13 protein-coding genes and 2 pseudogenes are annotated in these 15,340 nt (G+C 60.6%); 6 read left to right on the forward strand and 9 right to left on the reverse strand.

What is annotated here, in order from left to right:
- Positions 1–381 precede the first annotated feature (381 nt).
- A complete protein-coding gene (locus tag ACI77D_RS15375) occupies positions 382–1,704 on the forward strand; it encodes an OprD family porin (protein WP_407016947.1) in 1,323 nt (440 codons plus the stop codon).
- A gap of 47 nt (positions 1,705–1,751) precedes the next feature.
- Here ACI77D_RS15375 and ACI77D_RS15380 read toward each other — a convergent pair whose 3' ends face one another.
- The gene (locus tag ACI77D_RS15380) at positions 1,752–2,336 is read right to left on the reverse strand and encodes a methyl-accepting chemotaxis protein (protein WP_407017002.1); all 585 of its coding nucleotides are present in this window, start codon (positions 2,334–2,336) and stop codon (positions 1,752–1,754) included.
- 3 nt (positions 2,337–2,339) lie between these two features.
- Positions 2,340–3,107, reverse strand: a pseudogene (locus tag ACI77D_RS15385) (PAS domain-containing protein); the annotation flags it as partial.
- A 182-nt stretch (positions 3,108–3,289) separates the two neighbouring features.
- Here ACI77D_RS15385 and ACI77D_RS15390 point away from each other — a divergent pair.
- Entirely contained in the window at positions 3,290–3,670 is a 381-nt protein-coding gene (locus ACI77D_RS15390) for a RidA family protein (protein WP_053256117.1), read from the forward strand.
- A gap of 80 nt (positions 3,671–3,750) precedes the next feature.
- Complete coding sequence (locus ACI77D_RS15395) at positions 3,751–5,730, forward strand: U32 family peptidase (protein ID WP_262667941.1); 1,980 nt, start codon at positions 3,751–3,753, stop codon at positions 5,728–5,730.
- Here the strand turns inward: ACI77D_RS15395 and ACI77D_RS15400 are convergent.
- Entirely contained in the window at positions 5,708–6,613 is a 906-nt protein-coding gene (locus ACI77D_RS15400; RefSeq protein ID WP_064452371.1) for a DMT family transporter, read from the reverse strand. The two genes, ACI77D_RS15395 and ACI77D_RS15400, sit on opposite strands and share 23 nt — an antisense overlap.
- Positions 6,614–6,722: 109 nt before the next feature.
- Here ACI77D_RS15400 and ACI77D_RS15405 point away from each other — a divergent pair, with 109 nt between their 5' ends.
- Both ACI77D_RS15405 and ACI77D_RS15410 read left to right on the forward strand, forming a co-directional pair.
- Positions 6,723–7,163, forward strand: a complete 441-nt coding sequence (locus ACI77D_RS15405) for an Lrp/AsnC family transcriptional regulator (RefSeq protein ID WP_064452370.1) — start codon at positions 6,723–6,725, stop codon at positions 7,161–7,163.
- A 101-nt stretch (positions 7,164–7,264) separates the two neighbouring features.
- Positions 7,265–8,122 (forward strand): NmrA family NAD(P)-binding protein, encoded by an 858-nt coding sequence (locus ACI77D_RS15410; RefSeq protein ID WP_064452369.1) that lies wholly within the window; start codon positions 7,265–7,267, stop codon positions 8,120–8,122.
- 63 nt (positions 8,123–8,185) lie between these two features.
- Here the strand turns inward: ACI77D_RS15410 and xylB are convergent, their stop codons facing one another.
- The 6 genes and pseudogenes from xylB to ACI77D_RS15440 all read right to left on the reverse strand — a co-directional run.
- Positions 8,186–9,646: a xylulokinase gene (gene xylB / locus ACI77D_RS15415; RefSeq protein ID WP_407016948.1), complete on the reverse strand. Its 1,461-nt coding sequence runs from the start codon at positions 9,644–9,646 to the stop codon at positions 8,186–8,188.
- 16 nt (positions 9,647–9,662) lie between these two features.
- Entirely contained in the window at positions 9,663–10,655 is a 993-nt protein-coding gene (locus ACI77D_RS15420) for a LacI family DNA-binding transcriptional regulator (RefSeq protein ID WP_407016949.1), read from the reverse strand.
- Positions 10,656–10,676: 21 nt separating this feature from the next.
- A complete protein-coding gene (locus ACI77D_RS15425; RefSeq protein ID WP_221294690.1) occupies positions 10,677–11,609 on the reverse strand; it encodes an ABC transporter substrate-binding protein in 933 nt (310 codons plus the stop codon).
- Positions 11,610–11,643: 34 nt separating this feature from the next.
- Positions 11,644–12,612 carry an ABC transporter permease subunit gene (locus ACI77D_RS15430; protein ID WP_064454933.1) on the reverse strand — a complete coding sequence of 323 codons (969 nt, stop codon included), beginning with the start codon at positions 12,610–12,612 and terminating at the stop codon, positions 11,644–11,646.
- A gap of 13 nt (positions 12,613–12,625) precedes the next feature.
- Positions 12,626–14,158, reverse strand: coding sequence for a sugar ABC transporter ATP-binding protein (locus ACI77D_RS15435; RefSeq protein ID WP_407016950.1), 1,533 nt, complete (start codon positions 14,156–14,158; stop codon positions 12,626–12,628).
- A gap of 244 nt (positions 14,159–14,402) precedes the next feature.
- Positions 14,403–15,083: pseudogene (locus tag ACI77D_RS15440) on the reverse strand (zinc-binding dehydrogenase); the annotation flags it as partial.
- Between ACI77D_RS15440 and ACI77D_RS15445 the strand changes: the two are divergent.
- A complete protein-coding gene (locus ACI77D_RS15445) occupies positions 15,018–15,281 on the forward strand; it encodes an N-acetyltransferase family protein (RefSeq protein WP_407016952.1) in 264 nt (87 codons plus the stop codon). The pseudogene ACI77D_RS15440 and the gene ACI77D_RS15445 sit on opposite strands and share 66 nt — an antisense overlap.
- Positions 15,282–15,340 lie beyond the last annotated feature (59 nt).

A 15,340-nucleotide genomic window follows, 5' to 3' on the forward strand; every position in this document is an offset into this window, starting at 1 on the left:
GACAAGCAGAATCAAATCGCCATCAGTGATGGAGACTTCCGACTATAAATATTTATCTAAGTTTATTTAACCACGTCTAAAAAATCCGCCGCAGAGCCTGCGGCGGCAAACCAAAGGTTTTTGTCGAAGCAGAGCGGCTAAGACCCTATCAACGCTACACCTGCGGCTGATTAAAAGAAGTGAAGTTTAATTAATCGAGTTTAATCGCCGGCAACGCTGCAGGTGGCGAAAAATATGATAAAAATCAGCCTCGACAAACACGTCGAGCACAATAAAAACAGCCTGTCGCTCACTTGAAAACATCTGCCCATAACACCTAAGTTCCGTCCAAAAAATGCGGTGTTTCTGTGCACGCGTTAATTATTCCGGGGAAGTAACAACATGATAAAACAGTGGAGCCTGTTAACGCTGGCGGTGTGCGCCAGTGTCAGCCAAATGGCCCTCGCCGAGTCTGTCACCGACCAGGCAGATTCCAAAGGCTTTATCGAGGGCAGCAGCATTACCGGCCTGTTGCGCAACTATTACTTCGATCGCGATCGCCAAAGCGGCAAGGCCGACAACCGCGACTGGACCCAGGGCGCGATGCTCAATTACGCCTCGGGCTTTACCCAGGGCACGATTGGGTTTGGCGTGGATGCCTATGCGTACGGCGCGATGAAGCTCGACGCTACCCACGCAGATGCCGGCACCGGTGAGCTGCCGACCGACCGAAATGGCGACCCTGCAAATGGCTACGGTTCAGTGGGCGCTGCGGTGAAGATCAAGGTCTCCAAGACCCAACTCAAATTCGGTGATATGCAGCCCACCGCACCGGTCTTCGCCACTGGCGGCACACGCATTTTGCCGCAGACGGCCACCGGTTTTGACCTGACCAGCAGTGAAATCGCTGGCCTGGACCTGGAAGCCGGGCACTTCACCAGCACCAACAGCGGCATGACCAGCAACCATGACCACGATATCTATGCGACCTATGCCAACGTGGCCGCCAACAGTGCCAGTTTCATCGGCGGCAAATACACCTTCACACCGTCCTTGAGCGCGACCGTGTATGCCGGCGAGCTGGAAGATATCTGGCGCCAGTACTACACCAACCTCAATTACGTATTGCCATTGGGGCATGACCAGTCGCTGGCACTGGACGGCAACCTGTACCGCACCCTCGACACCGGCAGCGCCAAAGCCGGGGCAATCAACAACACCACCTACTCGGTGGCGGCGGCCTATTCGTTCCTGGCGGCGCACACCCTGACCTTGTCGTTCCAGAAAGTGCATGGCGACACGCCGTTCGACTACATCGGCACCGGCGACAACGGCGCAGGCGAAGGCGGCGACTCGGTCTTGCTGGCCAACTCGGTGCAATGGGGCGACTTCAACGGCCCGGGGGAACAATCCTGGGGCGTGCGGTATGACCTGAACATGGCCAGTTATGGCGTGCCGGGCCTGAGCTTCATGACCCGCTACATCAACGGCTCGGACATCAACGGCACCCACACCCCGGCCAACAGCGCCTATGCCGGCGACTACGGCGCGGATGGCGACCACCACGAAACCGATGTGGAGGCCAAATACGTACTCCAGAGCGGCCCGGCGAAAAACCTGTCGCTGCGCGTGCGTGACGCCATGGTTTCATCGAATGCCGATCAGCGCGACGGCAAGTTGAATGAGCTGCGGGTGATCGTCGACTACCCGTTCGCCCTTTTGTAAGGCGTTCAGTGCGCCGACCGGCTCCTATGCTGGCCGGCGCACTGCCATTATCCAACCCAGCCGACCGCGGCTTTCGGAATGACCTCAGACTCATCCATCTTTGAGGCAAACATGCTCACGGCTTGTACGGCATCGCTGGTGCTGGTGCGGATCTGCAGGATCACCGAACCCGCCTGGTCAGCCAGGCTCACGCCACGCTGCGCGCCTTCCTGAGTGGCATTCATACTGGCAACGGCATCACGGGTCTCCGACAAGATCATGCTGATCATCTCGGCAATCTCCGCTGTTGAACCGCTGGTCCGCCCTGCCAGTTGCCGCACCTCATCGGCCACCACCGCAAAGCCACGGCCCTGATCACCTGCCCTCGCCGCCTCGATGGCAGCGTTGAGCGCCAGCAGATTGGTCTGGTCAGCGATGCCGCGGATGGTATTGACGATGGCAGTAATCTGTTCGGAGCGATCACCCAGTTGGCCCACCAGCCGGGCGGAGACGCCGATGTTGTCCGCAATCCGGCGCATTTCACTGGCGGTTTCTTGAATCACCTGTGTGCCATGTTCGGCGAATCGCTCTGTTTCGGATGAAATATGGTAAGCCCTTGAAGCGCCTCGTGAATCTTCCTCGAACTTTTCCACGCGCTCGGTGATGTCGCTGGCAAATTTGACAATCTTGATCAAAGTGCCATCGCCGTCATACACCGGGTTATAACTGGCTTCCAACCATACAACGCGACCGTGCTTGCCCACACGCTTGAATTGCCCGGTAAAAAATTCGCCATTGTTAAGGCGGCGCCAGAAGTCGGCGTACTCATGGCCATTGATCAAGTCGGGCTCGCAAAACATGCGGTGGTGTTTGCCTTTGAGTTCCGCGAGTGAATACCCCATCACGTTGAGGAAGTTTTCATTGGCCTCCAGGATTTGCCCTTTCAAGTCAAACTCGATCACCGCCATCGCCCGGTCCAGCGCGACCAGTTTGCTGTGGATGGCCGCTTCCTGTTCGACTTTGCGGGTAACGTCCAGCGCGTACTTGACCACTTTTATGACCTGGCCACGGTCATCCAGCACCGGGTTATAACTGGCCTCCAGCCAAACAACGCGGCCGTCACGGGTTACGCGCTTGAAGGTGCCTGATACGAACTTCCCCGCCTTGAGGTCATTCCATAACGCCGCATAGGCCGGGCTGCTGGTCAGCGCAGGTAAACAGAAATCACGATGGGCCTTGCCGACCAATTGATCGGCGCTGTAACCCAGGGCGTTCATAAAGTTTTCGTTGGCGCGTAGCACTTTGCCATTTGTGTCGAATTCGACCACCGCCATAGAGCGCTCGAGTGCAGTAATCAGTCCTTTATACTCGACGACTTCGGCCGTCCTGGCCGTCAGTTCTGTTTTGAGTGTTTTATTGAACATGACATACCCTCGTTTGTGCGCAGAATCCGGGTTACTCCATTGCACTATCGACACGGAAATACGCGACTTGATAGTCGAAAAATAATTATTAATTGACGTCAATTGTCCGGTGAGTTTTGCGCCGAATCGCCGTGACCCTGTGTTTAAATTGACGCCCCTTTTTTGCCTGCCAGGAAAACACCATGGCCAACCACGACCTGACCTACACCCCCGATCCGGATGCCGATTCCATTTCCTCCGACGTTATCGGCTTCAACGGCATTCTGGTCTCCACGCAGATCCCGACCCACGCCGACGGTAGTCTGGAACTGGGTGATATCACCCTGCAGAGCGAATGCACATTGCAAGCGTTGAAGGTGGCGCTGGAAAAAGCCGGCAGTTCCATGGACCGGGTCATGCACCTGACCATCTATCTCACCGACATGGCTGATCGGGCTGCATTCAACGAAGTCTACAAGCGATTTTTTGCCAAGCCCTGGCCTGTTCGCGCTGCCGTCGGCGTAGCGGCCCTGGCCGTTGAAGGCATGCGTGTGGAAGTCACCGCGATGGCTGCCAAGGCCTGACAGCCCTGTGGTAGATGCCGGTCAGGCATTTCACGGCTACAATGCACGCCTCAACCGTGACAAGCCTGACTAAAAAAACTATGTCCTTGCCCAAGCATCACCTGGAATTGCTCAGCCCTGCCCGCGATGTCGCCATCGCGCGCGAGGCTATCTTGCATGGCGCCGACGCCATCTACATCGGCGGCCCAAGCTTCGGCGCCCGCCACAATGCGTGTAACGAGGTGAGCGATATCGCTCAACTGGTCGAATTCGCCCGCCGTTACCACGCCCGCGTGTTCACCACCATCAACACCATCCTGCATGACAACGAGCTGGAACCTGCGCGCAAGCTGATCCATCAGCTGTACGACGCCGGTGTCGATGCGCTGATCGTGCAAGACCTGGGCGTGATGGAGCTGGATATTCCGCCGATTGAGCTGCACGCCAGTACCCAGACCGACATCCGTACCCTGGGCCGCGCCAAGTTTCTCGACCAGGCCGGTTTCTCGCAGTTGGTATTGGCCCGTGAGCTGAACCTGCAAGAGATCCGCGCGATCGCCGATGAAACCGATGCCGCCATCGAGTTCTTTATCCACGGCGCCTTGTGCGTGGCGTTCTCCGGGCAGTGCAATATCTCCCACGCGCAGAATGGCCGCAGTGCCAACCGTGGCGACTGCTCCCAGGCCTGCCGCCTGCCGTACACCTTGAAAGATGACCAGGGCCGCGTCGTGGCCTTTGAAAAGCACCTGCTGTCGATGAAAGACAACAACCAGAGCGCCAACATTCGCGCGCTGGTCGAAGCCGGTGTGCGTTCGTTCAAGATCGAAGGTCGCTACAAGGACATGGGCTATGTGAAGAACATCACTGCCTATTACCGCCAGCGTCTCGACGAAATCCTCGAAGACCGCCCGGACCTGGCCCGCGCGTCCAGCGGCCGTACTGCGCATTTCTTCCTGCCCGACCCGGAAAAAACTTTCCACCGTGGCAGCACTGACTACTTCGTCAGTGATCGCAAGATCGACATCGGCGCTTTCGACACCCCGACCTTTACCGGCCTGCCGGTGGGTGTGGTGGAAAAAGCCGGCAAGCGCGACCTGCAAGTGGTCACCCATGAGCCGCTGTCCAACGGCGACGGCCTCAATGTGCTGGTTAAACGCGAAGTGGTGGGTTTCCGCGCCAACATCGCAGAAGCCAAAGGCGAGTTCGAGGAAGACGGCAAGAAGCGTTACCGTTACCGTGTCGAGCCGAATGAAATGCCGGCCGGGCTGCATCAACTGCGCCCGAATCACCCGCTGAACCGCAACCTGGACCACAACTGGCAACAGGCGCTGCTCAAGACCTCGGCCGAGCGCCGTATCGGTCTGTCGTGGGTAGCACGCCTGCGTGAAGATCAGTTGGAAGTCACTGCTACCAGCGAAGAAGGCATCCGCGCCAGCGTTACCCTGCCCGGCCCGTTTGGCGTGGCCAACAAGCCGGAACAGGCGCTGGATACACTGCGCGATTTGCTTGGCCAACTCGGCACCACCGAGTACCACGCCACGCACATCGAACTGGATGCGCCCCAGGCGTTCTTCATCCCCAACTCGCAGCTCAAGGCATTGCGCCGCGAAGTAATCGAAGCGCTGACGGCCGCACGCGTCGCGGCTCACCCACGAGGTGGGCGCAAAGCCGAGACCTCGCCGCCGCCGGTGTACCCGGAAGCGCATTTGTCGTTCCTGGCCAACGTCTACAACCAGAAAGCCCGTGACTTCTACCACCGTCACGGCGTGAAGCTGATTGATGCGGCCTTCGAAGCCCACGAAGAAACCGGCGAAGTGCCGGTGATGATCACCAAGCACTGCCTGCGGTTCTCGTTCAACCTGTGCCCTAAACAGGCCAAGGGTGTGACGGGCGTGAAGACCAAAGTCGCGCCGATGCAGTTGATCCACGGCGACGAAGTGCTGACCTTGAAGTTCGACTGCAAGCCATGCGAGATGCACGTGGTGGGCAAGATCAAGGGGCATATCCTTGGGTTGCCGCTGCCGGGCAGCGGCGTGGGCCATTTCGACCCGGAAAATATCATCTTTCAGGGCACGCACTAGCTCTTGGGGAGCGGGGCCACCACCAGCCCCGCTGCAACCCCGCTGCCGCTAACAGAATCGCAACAACCCCCAGCCATTGCAGCCAACCCAGGCGATGCCCAAAGGCAATCCAGTCGACAACAATCGCCGCAATTGGGTAGATAAACGACAGCGCGCCGGTCATCGCGGTCGGCAGTTTCTGGATCGCCCCGTACAGCAACACATACATCAGGCCCGTGTGCACAACGCCCAGCGTCACCAGCGCAGCCCAGGCATTTGGGGTTGCGGGCAAGCTGTTCCAAGGCACTAACGGCGCCAACAGCAATGCGCCAGTGATTACTTGAATCAACGCCATCAAGTGCGCAGGCACTTCCTTCAAGCGCTTGATGATCAGCGCCGCAATCGCATATAAGAACGCTGCGCCCAAGGCCAAAGCGATACCCGCCAGATAATCCCCGCCACCGCTTTGCTGCTCGCCATGGGCGGTGACAATCGCCAACATGCCCAGGAACGCCACGCTCAACCACGCGAGTTTCTGCACGGTGATTTTTTCGCCGAGAAATACCGCCGCCAGCATCACCAGCATGAACGGCTGCACGTTATACACCGCGGTACTGATGGCGATGGACGCGCGCGAATAGGATTCGAACAACAGCAACCAGTTGCCGACAATGGCCACGCCGCTGAGCATCGCCAGGCCAAGCTTGGCCCAGGTGAGCAGGTCCAGTCGCAGGTAACCCAGCAACGCACAGACCAGCAACAGCGTCAGCGCGCCTATCACGCAGCGCCAGAACACCACTTCGATCACCGATACGCCCGACACCAGCACAAACCAGCCGATGGTGCCCGAAATCAGCATGGCGGCAACCATTTCCCACGACCCGCGACGGATAGATGTGTCCACGATGGAGGCTCCTCAAGTGAGGCTCAATTATGGCAATCTGAGTATCAGCCGCTCCAGCGACTAAACAAGGCAAAACGCCGCAATCACCTTTTCTTATTAGGCAAACCGCATGATTGACACCATCGACCAGCAACTGATCGCCGCCTTGATGGACGACTCGCGCCTGTCCCTCAAGGCGTTGGCGGGTATCACCGGGCTGTCATCGCCCAGTGTTGGCGAACGCCTGCGTCGCCTCGAGGAGCGCGGCGTGCTGACCCACTACACCGTCGACATCGACCCCAAACACTTCGGCTATTTGTTGCAAGCCATCGTGCGCATCCGTCCGTTGCCCGGCAAATTGCAGGAGGTGGAGCGCCAGATCCAGGCGATCCCGGAGTTCACCGAGTGCGACAAAGTCACCGGCGATGACTGCTTTATTGCGCGCCTGCACGTTCGCACCATGGATCACCTCGACAGCCTGCTCGACCGGCTCAACGCCTATGCCGAAACCAACACCGCCATCGTCAAGAAAACCCCGGTAAAACGGCGTTTGCCGCCGCTGGCTGATTAATGACTGAGGGTCATTAAAGCAGTGACGGAATCGCTATTCTGTCATCGCTGGCCGGTCTTTATGCTGGGCTCCACTCATTGGAACCCACAGGTGTAAAGCGCATGTACGTCATTACAGGTATTACAGGCAAGGTCGGCGGCGCGTTGGCGCGTGCGCTCATCGCAGCGCAGCAACCGGTGCGCGCGGTGATTCGCGATCCCGGCAAAGCGGCTTATTGGGCCGACCTGGGTTGCGAGATCGCCTTGGCTCGGATGGAAGATGCACAGGCACTGACTGAGGCGTTCAAAGGTGCCACGGGCGTGTTCATTCTGCCGCCGTCGGATTTTGACCCGCAGCCCGGGTTTCCTGAAGCGCGTGCGGTGATCGCTGCCGTCAGCCAGGCCCTCAAGGCCGCCGCGCCACACAAGGTGCTGTGCCTGTCGACCATCGGCGCCCAAGCCACAGAGCTCAACCTGCTGACTCAGCGCACGCTGATGGAGCAAGCGCTGAGTGCCCTGGACATCCCCGTGACCTTCCTGCGCCCGGCCTGGTTCATGGAGAACGCGGCGTACGATGTCACCACCGCGCGTGACAACGGGCTGATCCATAGTTTCCTGCAACCGCTCGACAAGCGCGTGCCGATGGTTGCGACGGCCGACATCGGCGCCCTCGCCGCGCAGCTGTTGCAGCAAGACTGGACCGGCCGCCGCGTGGTCGAGTTGGAAGGCCAATGGGTGAGCCCGAACGACATTGCCCAGGCCCTGGGGCAACTCCTGGGCCGTGACGTGAAGGCCGAAGTGGTCGAACGCGAAACCTGGGAAACCTTGCTTCGCGCCCAAGGCGCACACAACCCAACGCCGCGCATGCGCATGGTCGATGGATTCAACGAAGGCTGGATCTGTTTCGAGCACGACCCCGTGCTCAAGGGCACCACCTCGCTGGACAGCGTGCTGCGCAGTCTGGCCATTCAAACCACCTGATCCAGTGTGGCACCGCTGCTGTGGCGAGCGGGCTTGCCACAACAAAGGTCACCAGGAGGCTAATCAGTCGTGCAGCGCCTTTGCCGCAGCGTGTAAACCCTGGAACTTGCGATAACGCGCTTCCAGCCTCGGCTGTTGCGTGGCGTCCGGCAAGTACCGCGCCTTGACCGGCATGCCCGCTTGCAACAAGGCTGCGCCCTGCCCGATCGCCAGAAACCCAAGTTTCGCGGCGCCAATGCAGGCGCTCAATTCACTGCCCTGCAAGGTAACTATCTCGCGCTGCAGGATATTGGCCAGCAACTGCGCCCAATATTCGCTGCGCGCCCCGCCACCGACCAGGGCGCAAGCCCCCACGCTGGCGCCGGCCGCTTGCACGGCGCGCAGGGCATCCAGCAAACCAAAACCCACGCCTTCCATGACCGCATAACCGAGCATGGCCGGCGTGCAATCGTGGCCCAGGCTCATAAAGCCGCCGCGCAATAAAGGATCGTTATGCGGCGTGCGCTCACCGGCCAGGTACGGCAGGAACAGCGGCGTGTCCAACGGCACGGGCTGTGTGATCGGCAGCTGCGCTTGCACCCGATCCAGCAACGTCTGCTCATCCGGCATACCGGTCAGCCGCGTCACCCAACGCAAACAACTGGCACCGGCCAGCATCGCGCCCATGGTGTACCAGCGGTTCGGCAGCGCGTGGCAGAAGCTGTGCACGGCGCTGGCCGGATTCCCGGCGGCATGATCGGTAATCGCGACAATCGCCGCGCTGGTGCCCAGCGTAATGAAGCCGTCACCGGCGTTGATCGCGCCGATGCCGACGGCGGCCACCGGGTTGTCGCCGCCACCGCCGGCAATCACGACCTCAGGCGACAGGCCCAAGCCGCTCGCGGTCAAACACGCACTTGCCGCGCCGCCCTCCACCAACCTGGGCATCTGCGCAGGCGTCAGGCCCGTGGCGCGCACCATGGGCGCAAACCATTCACGCTGCGCCACATCCAGCCACAGCGTGCCGGCGGCATCCGACATCTCGCTGATGCGTTCGCCCGTCAGGCGTAGGCGCAGGTAATCCTTGGGGGACAGCACGCAATCAATCGCCTTGAACACCTCGGGTTCATGCCGCTGCAGCCACAGCAGTTTCGGCGCCGTGAGCCCGGCCATCGGCAAGCTGCCGGTGACCTCGGCAAACCCGGCACCGAGTTGTTCGGCCTCGGCCATCGCGCGCGAGTCGTCCCACAGGATCGCCGGGTACAACACCCGATCGTCTTCCCCCAGCAACACCGCGCCGTGCATCTGCCCCGACAGGCCGATACACGCCACACGGGCATACGCCTCATGCACCCGTAACTGCTCCAGCGCCTGCAAACAGGCCTGCCACCAGTCTTGCGGCGCTTGTTCGGACCAGCCGCTCTGGCGCCGCGACACGCTCAAACGCACGCCACTGTGGGCCAGCACGACGCCGTCAGCGTCCATCAGGATCGCCTTGAGTTCCGAAGTGCCGAGGTCTATGCCGAGGGAAACAGGACTGCTCATACGGGGATCATTCCAATCAAATACAGCCACATGAATTACGGTATTGCAGGCGGGGTGCCAGGCGCACACTTTGCGTAGGCGCAGCCGGCGACGCCATGCGCTGCAGCAACATTTGTACGGCGCGAGCCCCCAATTCGTTGACCGGTTGAGCAATCAACGTCAGGCGCGGCACGAAAAAATCCGCCCAGTCAAAATCATCAAACCCCACCAGGGCCATCTGCCCCGGTACTTCAATGTGCGCATCACGCAAGGCGTGCATGGCGCCAAGCGTCATCAGGTTATTGCCCGCCATGATCGCTGTCGGTGGCGCGGCCAGGCCCAGTAACTGCGCGGTAGCGGCCCGCGCCGGCGCGCTGCTGGAACCGCCATTGACCAGCAATTGCGGGTCAAATACCAGGCCCGCCGCCGCCAGGGCAGCGCGGTAACCCGCCACGCGCTCATCGGTGGTACCCAGCCCCGCTCGCCCGGCGATAAAGCCGATACGACGGTGCCCGTGTTCAATCAGGTGGGCCACCAGCGCCAGTGTGGACTGGGTATTCTCCACCCCGATCTGATCAAACTGCTCACTCATCATGCGGTCCACCAACACCGTCGGCATGTCATTGGCCTGTAGATACTCCAGGGCCGTTGACCCAGTGGACGGTGCCAACAGAATGCCGTCGACGCGCCGGTGATGCAGCGCCGTGACCACCCGCAGCTCTTGCTCCGGGTCGTCATGGGGGTCGGCAAACAGCATCATGTAGCCGTGCTTTGTGCACTCGGCTTCAATCGCGTGCACCATCTCGCTGAAGTAGTGGTTGGACAGCGCCGAGATCGCCACGCCAATCGTGCTGGTACTGGACCGGGCCAGCGAGCGCGCCAGGGTATTGGGGATGTAACCCAGTTCCTGAATCGCGCGCTGCACCGCCTGCACCGTGGCCGGGCTGACCTTGCGGGTGCCGTTCAACACGTGCGACACCGTCGACGTCGACACACCCGCTCTGCTCGCCACGTCATCCATGGTGATCACGACGCGCTCCCCTTCAGTGGATCAATGTTTGCTCGACCAGCCGCTGTAGGTACCGATGTTGTCGCGGGTAATCAATTTTGGCGTGAGCAGGGTCACCGCTTCGGCCGGAGCCTTGTCATTGAGAAGGTCATTGCCGACATTCACCGCGGTCTGGGCCATGGCCCAAGGGTCCTGACTGGCGGAGGCCTGGATCTGGGTGTCAGTCTTCAATGCATTCTCGATGTCCGGCGCACCGTCCACCGAGGTGATGACGATACCGCTGCGTTTAAGCTGCTTGGCCGCCAGGTCGCTGCCGATAGCCTGCGGGTCGTTGATCGCAAACAGACCGTCGATTTTCGGGAATCGAGTGAGGTAACCCTGCATCACATTCAGGCCACCTTCGCGCGAGCCTTTGCCGTCCTGGTCGTCGGAGAGCACCTTGATGTCCGGCGCGCCAGCCAATGCAGCCTTGCAGCCTTTGACGCGGTCGGTCACGGCGGTCACTTGCGGGCCATTCTGGATGATCACATTGCCTTTGCCCGCGAGCTTGTCCACCAGGAACTGGCAGGCCAGCTTGCCGGCTTCGACGTTGTCGGTTTGCACGGTGGCGTTGACGCCTTTGGCGTCTACATCCACGGCCACCACCACAATTCCAGCGTCACGGGCTTTCTTGATGGCCGAGGCCATCGCCGACGGATCGACGGCGTTGAGCAGGATCAGGTCGACCTTGGACGAAATGAAGTTGTCGATCTGCGAGAACTGCTTGCTCAGGTCATAGTCGGCCGACACCGAGGTGACCTTGACGTTGGGGTTCAGCTCCTTGGCCCGAGCCGTGGCACCGTCGGCCAGGGTCACGAAATACGGGTTACCGAGCGAGCCCATGCTGATGCCGAGGGCTTTGAGCTCCCGGGCTTCCACGACGTTGGACATCAGGGCAGCCAAGGCAAGCACGGGAAACAGGCGTTTAAGGTTCATGCGGGTCTCTCTTGTGATTGTTGTGGGAGTGAAATCAGGTACGTGCGCCGGATTGGCGATAGCGATCCAGCGCCACCGCGCCAATGATCACGATGCCCTTGATGATGTACTGCCAGATATCCGACACCCCCAACAGCACCAGGCCATTGGTGAGCACCGCGATAATCAGCGCGCCGATCAACGTGCCGCCGATGGTGCCGACGCCGCCGGTAAAACTGGTGCCGCCGAGAATCACCGCAGCGATCGCATCCAACTCATAGGACTGGCCCAGTTGCAGGCCATTAGCGGCAAACAGGCGCGAGGCGCTCATCACCGCGCCGAGCCCGGCCAATGCACCGGACATGGCGTAGACGAACAGCAACACCTTCCACACCTTGATCCCCGACAGCCGCGCGGCCTCCGGGTTGCCGCCCACCGAGTAAATCTGCACGCCCATCACGGTGCGGCGCAGGATGAACCACGACAAAAGCACCACCGCCACGGCGATGACCACCAGCCACGGCACGCCGAGGATCGAGTCATTGCCGATAAACGCGAATGGCAGGTCGGGGTTGAACACGGTTTTATCATCGGCCAGCAAACGTGCAAGACCACGCATGGCAGTCAGTGCGCCGAGGGTGACGATGAACGGTGGCAAGCGCATGAATGCAATCAGCCCACCGTTGACCAGGCCCAGCAACAAACCGAAACCGATCCCGGCGGCGATCCCGAACATGCCGAACTGCGGCGACATCGACGCCTGTAGCGCCACCACGGCGGAGGCCGCAAGGATTGCGCCGACGGACAGGTCGATGCCCGCCGTGAGGATCACAAAGGTCATGCCCGCCGCCAGCACCACGTTGACCGAAGCCTGCTGGGTAATGATCGACAGGTTCTGCACAGTCAGAAAGTTCTCGCTGGCCAGGGCAAAGCCCACCAGCAGCAACACCAGTACAGGCAGCATGCCCACCGTGCGCATCAGCTCGCGGACGCGTTCGGCCTTGCCCACCGCCGCGATTGTCATCGTGTTGTTTGAATCAACCATTGGCAGCCACCTGATCGCCACCGGTGGCGAGGTCAATAATACGTTCCTGGGAAATAACGTGGCCGGATGCCCCGCCCACTTCGGCCACCAACTGGCCTTCGCGCATAATCAGCACACGGTCGCAGGTGCCGATGATTTCCGGCAGCTCGCTGGAAATCACCACGATGCCAACCCCGGCCAACGCCAGTTGATTGATGATGCGGTAGATCTCGGACTTGGAGCCGATGTCGACGCCCCGCGTAGGTTCGTCGAGGATCAGCACATGCGGCTTGACCTCCAGCAGCCGCGCCAGCAGTACCTTCTGCTGATTGCCGCCGGACAGTGCACCGACATTGACCTTGCCGGAGGCCACGCGAATCGACAGCGACTTGATCGCATCATTCGCGCGTTGCGCGGCATGGCCGCGGTCCAGCACACCACCCGCGTGGGCATCCGGCACACACGCGCAGACGTTGATGTTGTCGGCGACGCTCATGTCCAGGAACAGGCCCTGGGCCTTGCGGTCTTCGGTGAGGTACACCACGCCGGCGCGGATTGCGTCCGCCGGGTTGCGCAGTTGGGTAACGGTCTTGCCCACCACTTCCAGGGTGCCGGAGGTGCGCGGGTCGGCGGCGAAGATCAGCCGTGCCAGTTCGGTGCGCCCTGCCCCGACCAGCCCGGCGATGCCCAGCACTTCGCCGGCATGCAGGTCGAAGCTGCAATTGCGCACGCGCTTGCCATCGGCCATGTCGCGCACGCGCATCACTACGTTGCCGGGGTTATAGGCGGCGTGTTCCTTCTTGTAGAAACCAGAGAGGTCGCGGCCGACCATCATTTTCACCAGTACTTCGGCCGACAACGCGTCGCGGGTCAGTTCGCCAATGTACTGGCCGTCGCGCAGCACCGAGACCCGGTCCGACAACTCGTAGATCTCGGCCATGCGATGGCTGATATAGATGATCGCCAAGCCCTGGCTACGCAGTTGTTTGATCAGCGCGAACAGCCGATCGGTCTCGCGCGATGACAGCGGCGTGGTCGGTTCGTCCATCACCAGGATCCTGGCGTGGGCATGCAGCGCACGGGCGATTTCCACCAACTGGCGCTCGGCAATCGACAGGCTGCTGACCGGCGTTGTGGGTTTGAACTCGGCGCCCAGCCGTTGCAGCACCTCGATGCAGCCGTTCTGCATGCCCTTACGGTCGATGGTCCAGCCACGCCGCAGTTCACGGCCCAGGTAAATGTTCTCGGCCACGCTCAGGTTCGGGCACAGGCTCAGTTCCTGGTAGATCACAGCGATGCCGAGGGTTTTGGCGGTGGCGGGGTCAAACGTGGCGACGGGCTGGCCGTCGATGCGGATTTCGCCGCTGGGGTCAGCCTGATAGGCGCCGGAGAGGATTTTCATCAAGGTTGATTTGCCGGCGCCGTTCTCACCCATCAAGCCGTGGATTTCACCGGGGTAAACCTTCAGGCCGACGTTCTTGAGCACCCGCAAACCATTAAAGGTTTTGCTGATGCCCTGCATTTCAAGCAAGGGTTCAAGGCTCATGCATGAGCTCCTGGAATTATTATTTTTGTAGTCGAACGCTGCCGACTCTATTCCAGTTGCATTTCGTTACGCAAGCGCTTGCGTCTGCCGTTTATCGCTTGGTTAAACGTTTCATCAGCTCAATAAATGTGAAGTTAGCGAATTTCATGGATGGCTGAACTCCTCCCCTGAGGCGGCTTGCAGCCATCCATGCCGATGCCCGGCGCGGTCCCGGCAAGCCCCAAGTGGTCATAGGTCGGCGCCTTCAGGGGGTAATCGCGACTTTCATGACGCCATCGCGCTGATGGGCGAACAGCTCATAGGCGGCTTCGATGTCGTCGAGTTTGAAACGGTGCGTCACCAGCGGCGACAGGTCCACCCCGCCGCTGGCAACCACGGCCATCAACCGGCGCATGCGTTCCTTGCCGCCAGGGCACAGGGTCGACACGATGCTGTAATCCCCCAGCCCTGCCCCAAAGGCATCATAGGGAATACGCAAGTCGCTGGAGTACACCCCCAGGCTGGACACACGCCCGCCCGGGCGCAGCACCCGCAATGCTGACTCGAACGTGCCTTGGGTGCCCAGGGCTTCGATCGCCACATCCACTCCGCGACCGTCCGTGAGGGCCATGATCTGCTCAACGACATCGCCTTTCTTGAAGTCGATGATATGAGTGGCCCCCAGGCGTCGAGCCACGCCCATGCGCTCAGTCACGCCGTCGACGCCGATGATCATCGACGCGCCCTTGAGCCGTGCGCCCGCCACTGCACACAAGCCGATAGGCCCCAGGGCAAATACCGCCACCGTATCGCCAATGCTCACCTCACCGCGTTCGGCGCCGGAAAAACCGGTGGACATGATGTCCGGGCACATCAGCACTTGTTCGTCGCTCAGGCCGTCGGGAATCGGGCACAGGTTGGCCAGCGCGTCGGGGACCAACACGTACTATGGCAACGCCTGGGGCTGGGGCGCATTTTGCTGCAGCACCTGATGACGGCGGCGCGAGCCCATGGCTTCAAACGGATGTATACGGTCGATGCGGCGACTAACCTGCCACTGCGTGAACTGACGCATGCGCTGGGCTTTAACAGCGTCACAGACCCCGATGAACGTACTCAGATCATCAGCAGTGTGGCGCTCTGAGCGCATTGGCACTGCAAACGACTCATACACTCGTTTGAGTGTATTCGTACCGTGCTGGT

Origin of the sequence: Pseudomonas sp. O39, assembly GCF_045447295.1 — a bacterium.
GTDB lineage: Bacteria > Pseudomonadota > Gammaproteobacteria > Pseudomonadales > Pseudomonadaceae > Aquipseudomonas > Aquipseudomonas antarctica_A.

What these genes read in the sequence shown, in the direction of transcription:
- ACI77D_RS15435 (WP_407016950.1), bottom strand. Translation starts at nt 14,158, where the DNA reads ATGAGCCTTGAACCCTTGCTTGAAATGCAGGGCATCAGCAAAACCTTT.
- ACI77D_RS15395 (WP_262667941.1), top strand. Translation starts at nt 3,751, where the DNA reads ATGTCCTTGCCCAAGCATCACCTGGAATTGCTCAGCCCTGCCCGCGAT.
- ACI77D_RS15410 (WP_064452369.1), top strand. Translation starts at nt 7,265, where the DNA reads ATGTACGTCATTACAGGTATTACAGGCAAGGTCGGCGGCGCGTTGGCG.
- ACI77D_RS15390 (WP_053256117.1), top strand. Translation starts at nt 3,290, where the DNA reads ATGGCCAACCACGACCTGACCTACACCCCCGATCCGGATGCCGATTCC.
- ACI77D_RS15430 (WP_064454933.1), bottom strand. Translation starts at nt 12,612, where the DNA reads ATGACAATCGCGGCGGTGGGCAAGGCCGAACGCGTCCGCGAGCTGATG.
- ACI77D_RS15425 (WP_221294690.1), bottom strand. Translation starts at nt 11,609, where the DNA reads ATGAACCTTAAACGCCTGTTTCCCGTGCTTGCCTTGGCTGCCCTGATG.
- ACI77D_RS15375 (WP_407016947.1), top strand. Translation starts at nt 382, where the DNA reads ATGATAAAACAGTGGAGCCTGTTAACGCTGGCGGTGTGCGCCAGTGTC.
- ACI77D_RS15405 (WP_064452370.1), top strand. Translation starts at nt 6,723, where the DNA reads ATGATTGACACCATCGACCAGCAACTGATCGCCGCCTTGATGGACGAC.
- xylB (WP_407016948.1), bottom strand. Translation starts at nt 9,646, where the DNA reads ATGAGCAGTCCTGTTTCCCTCGGCATAGACCTCGGCACTTCGGAACTC.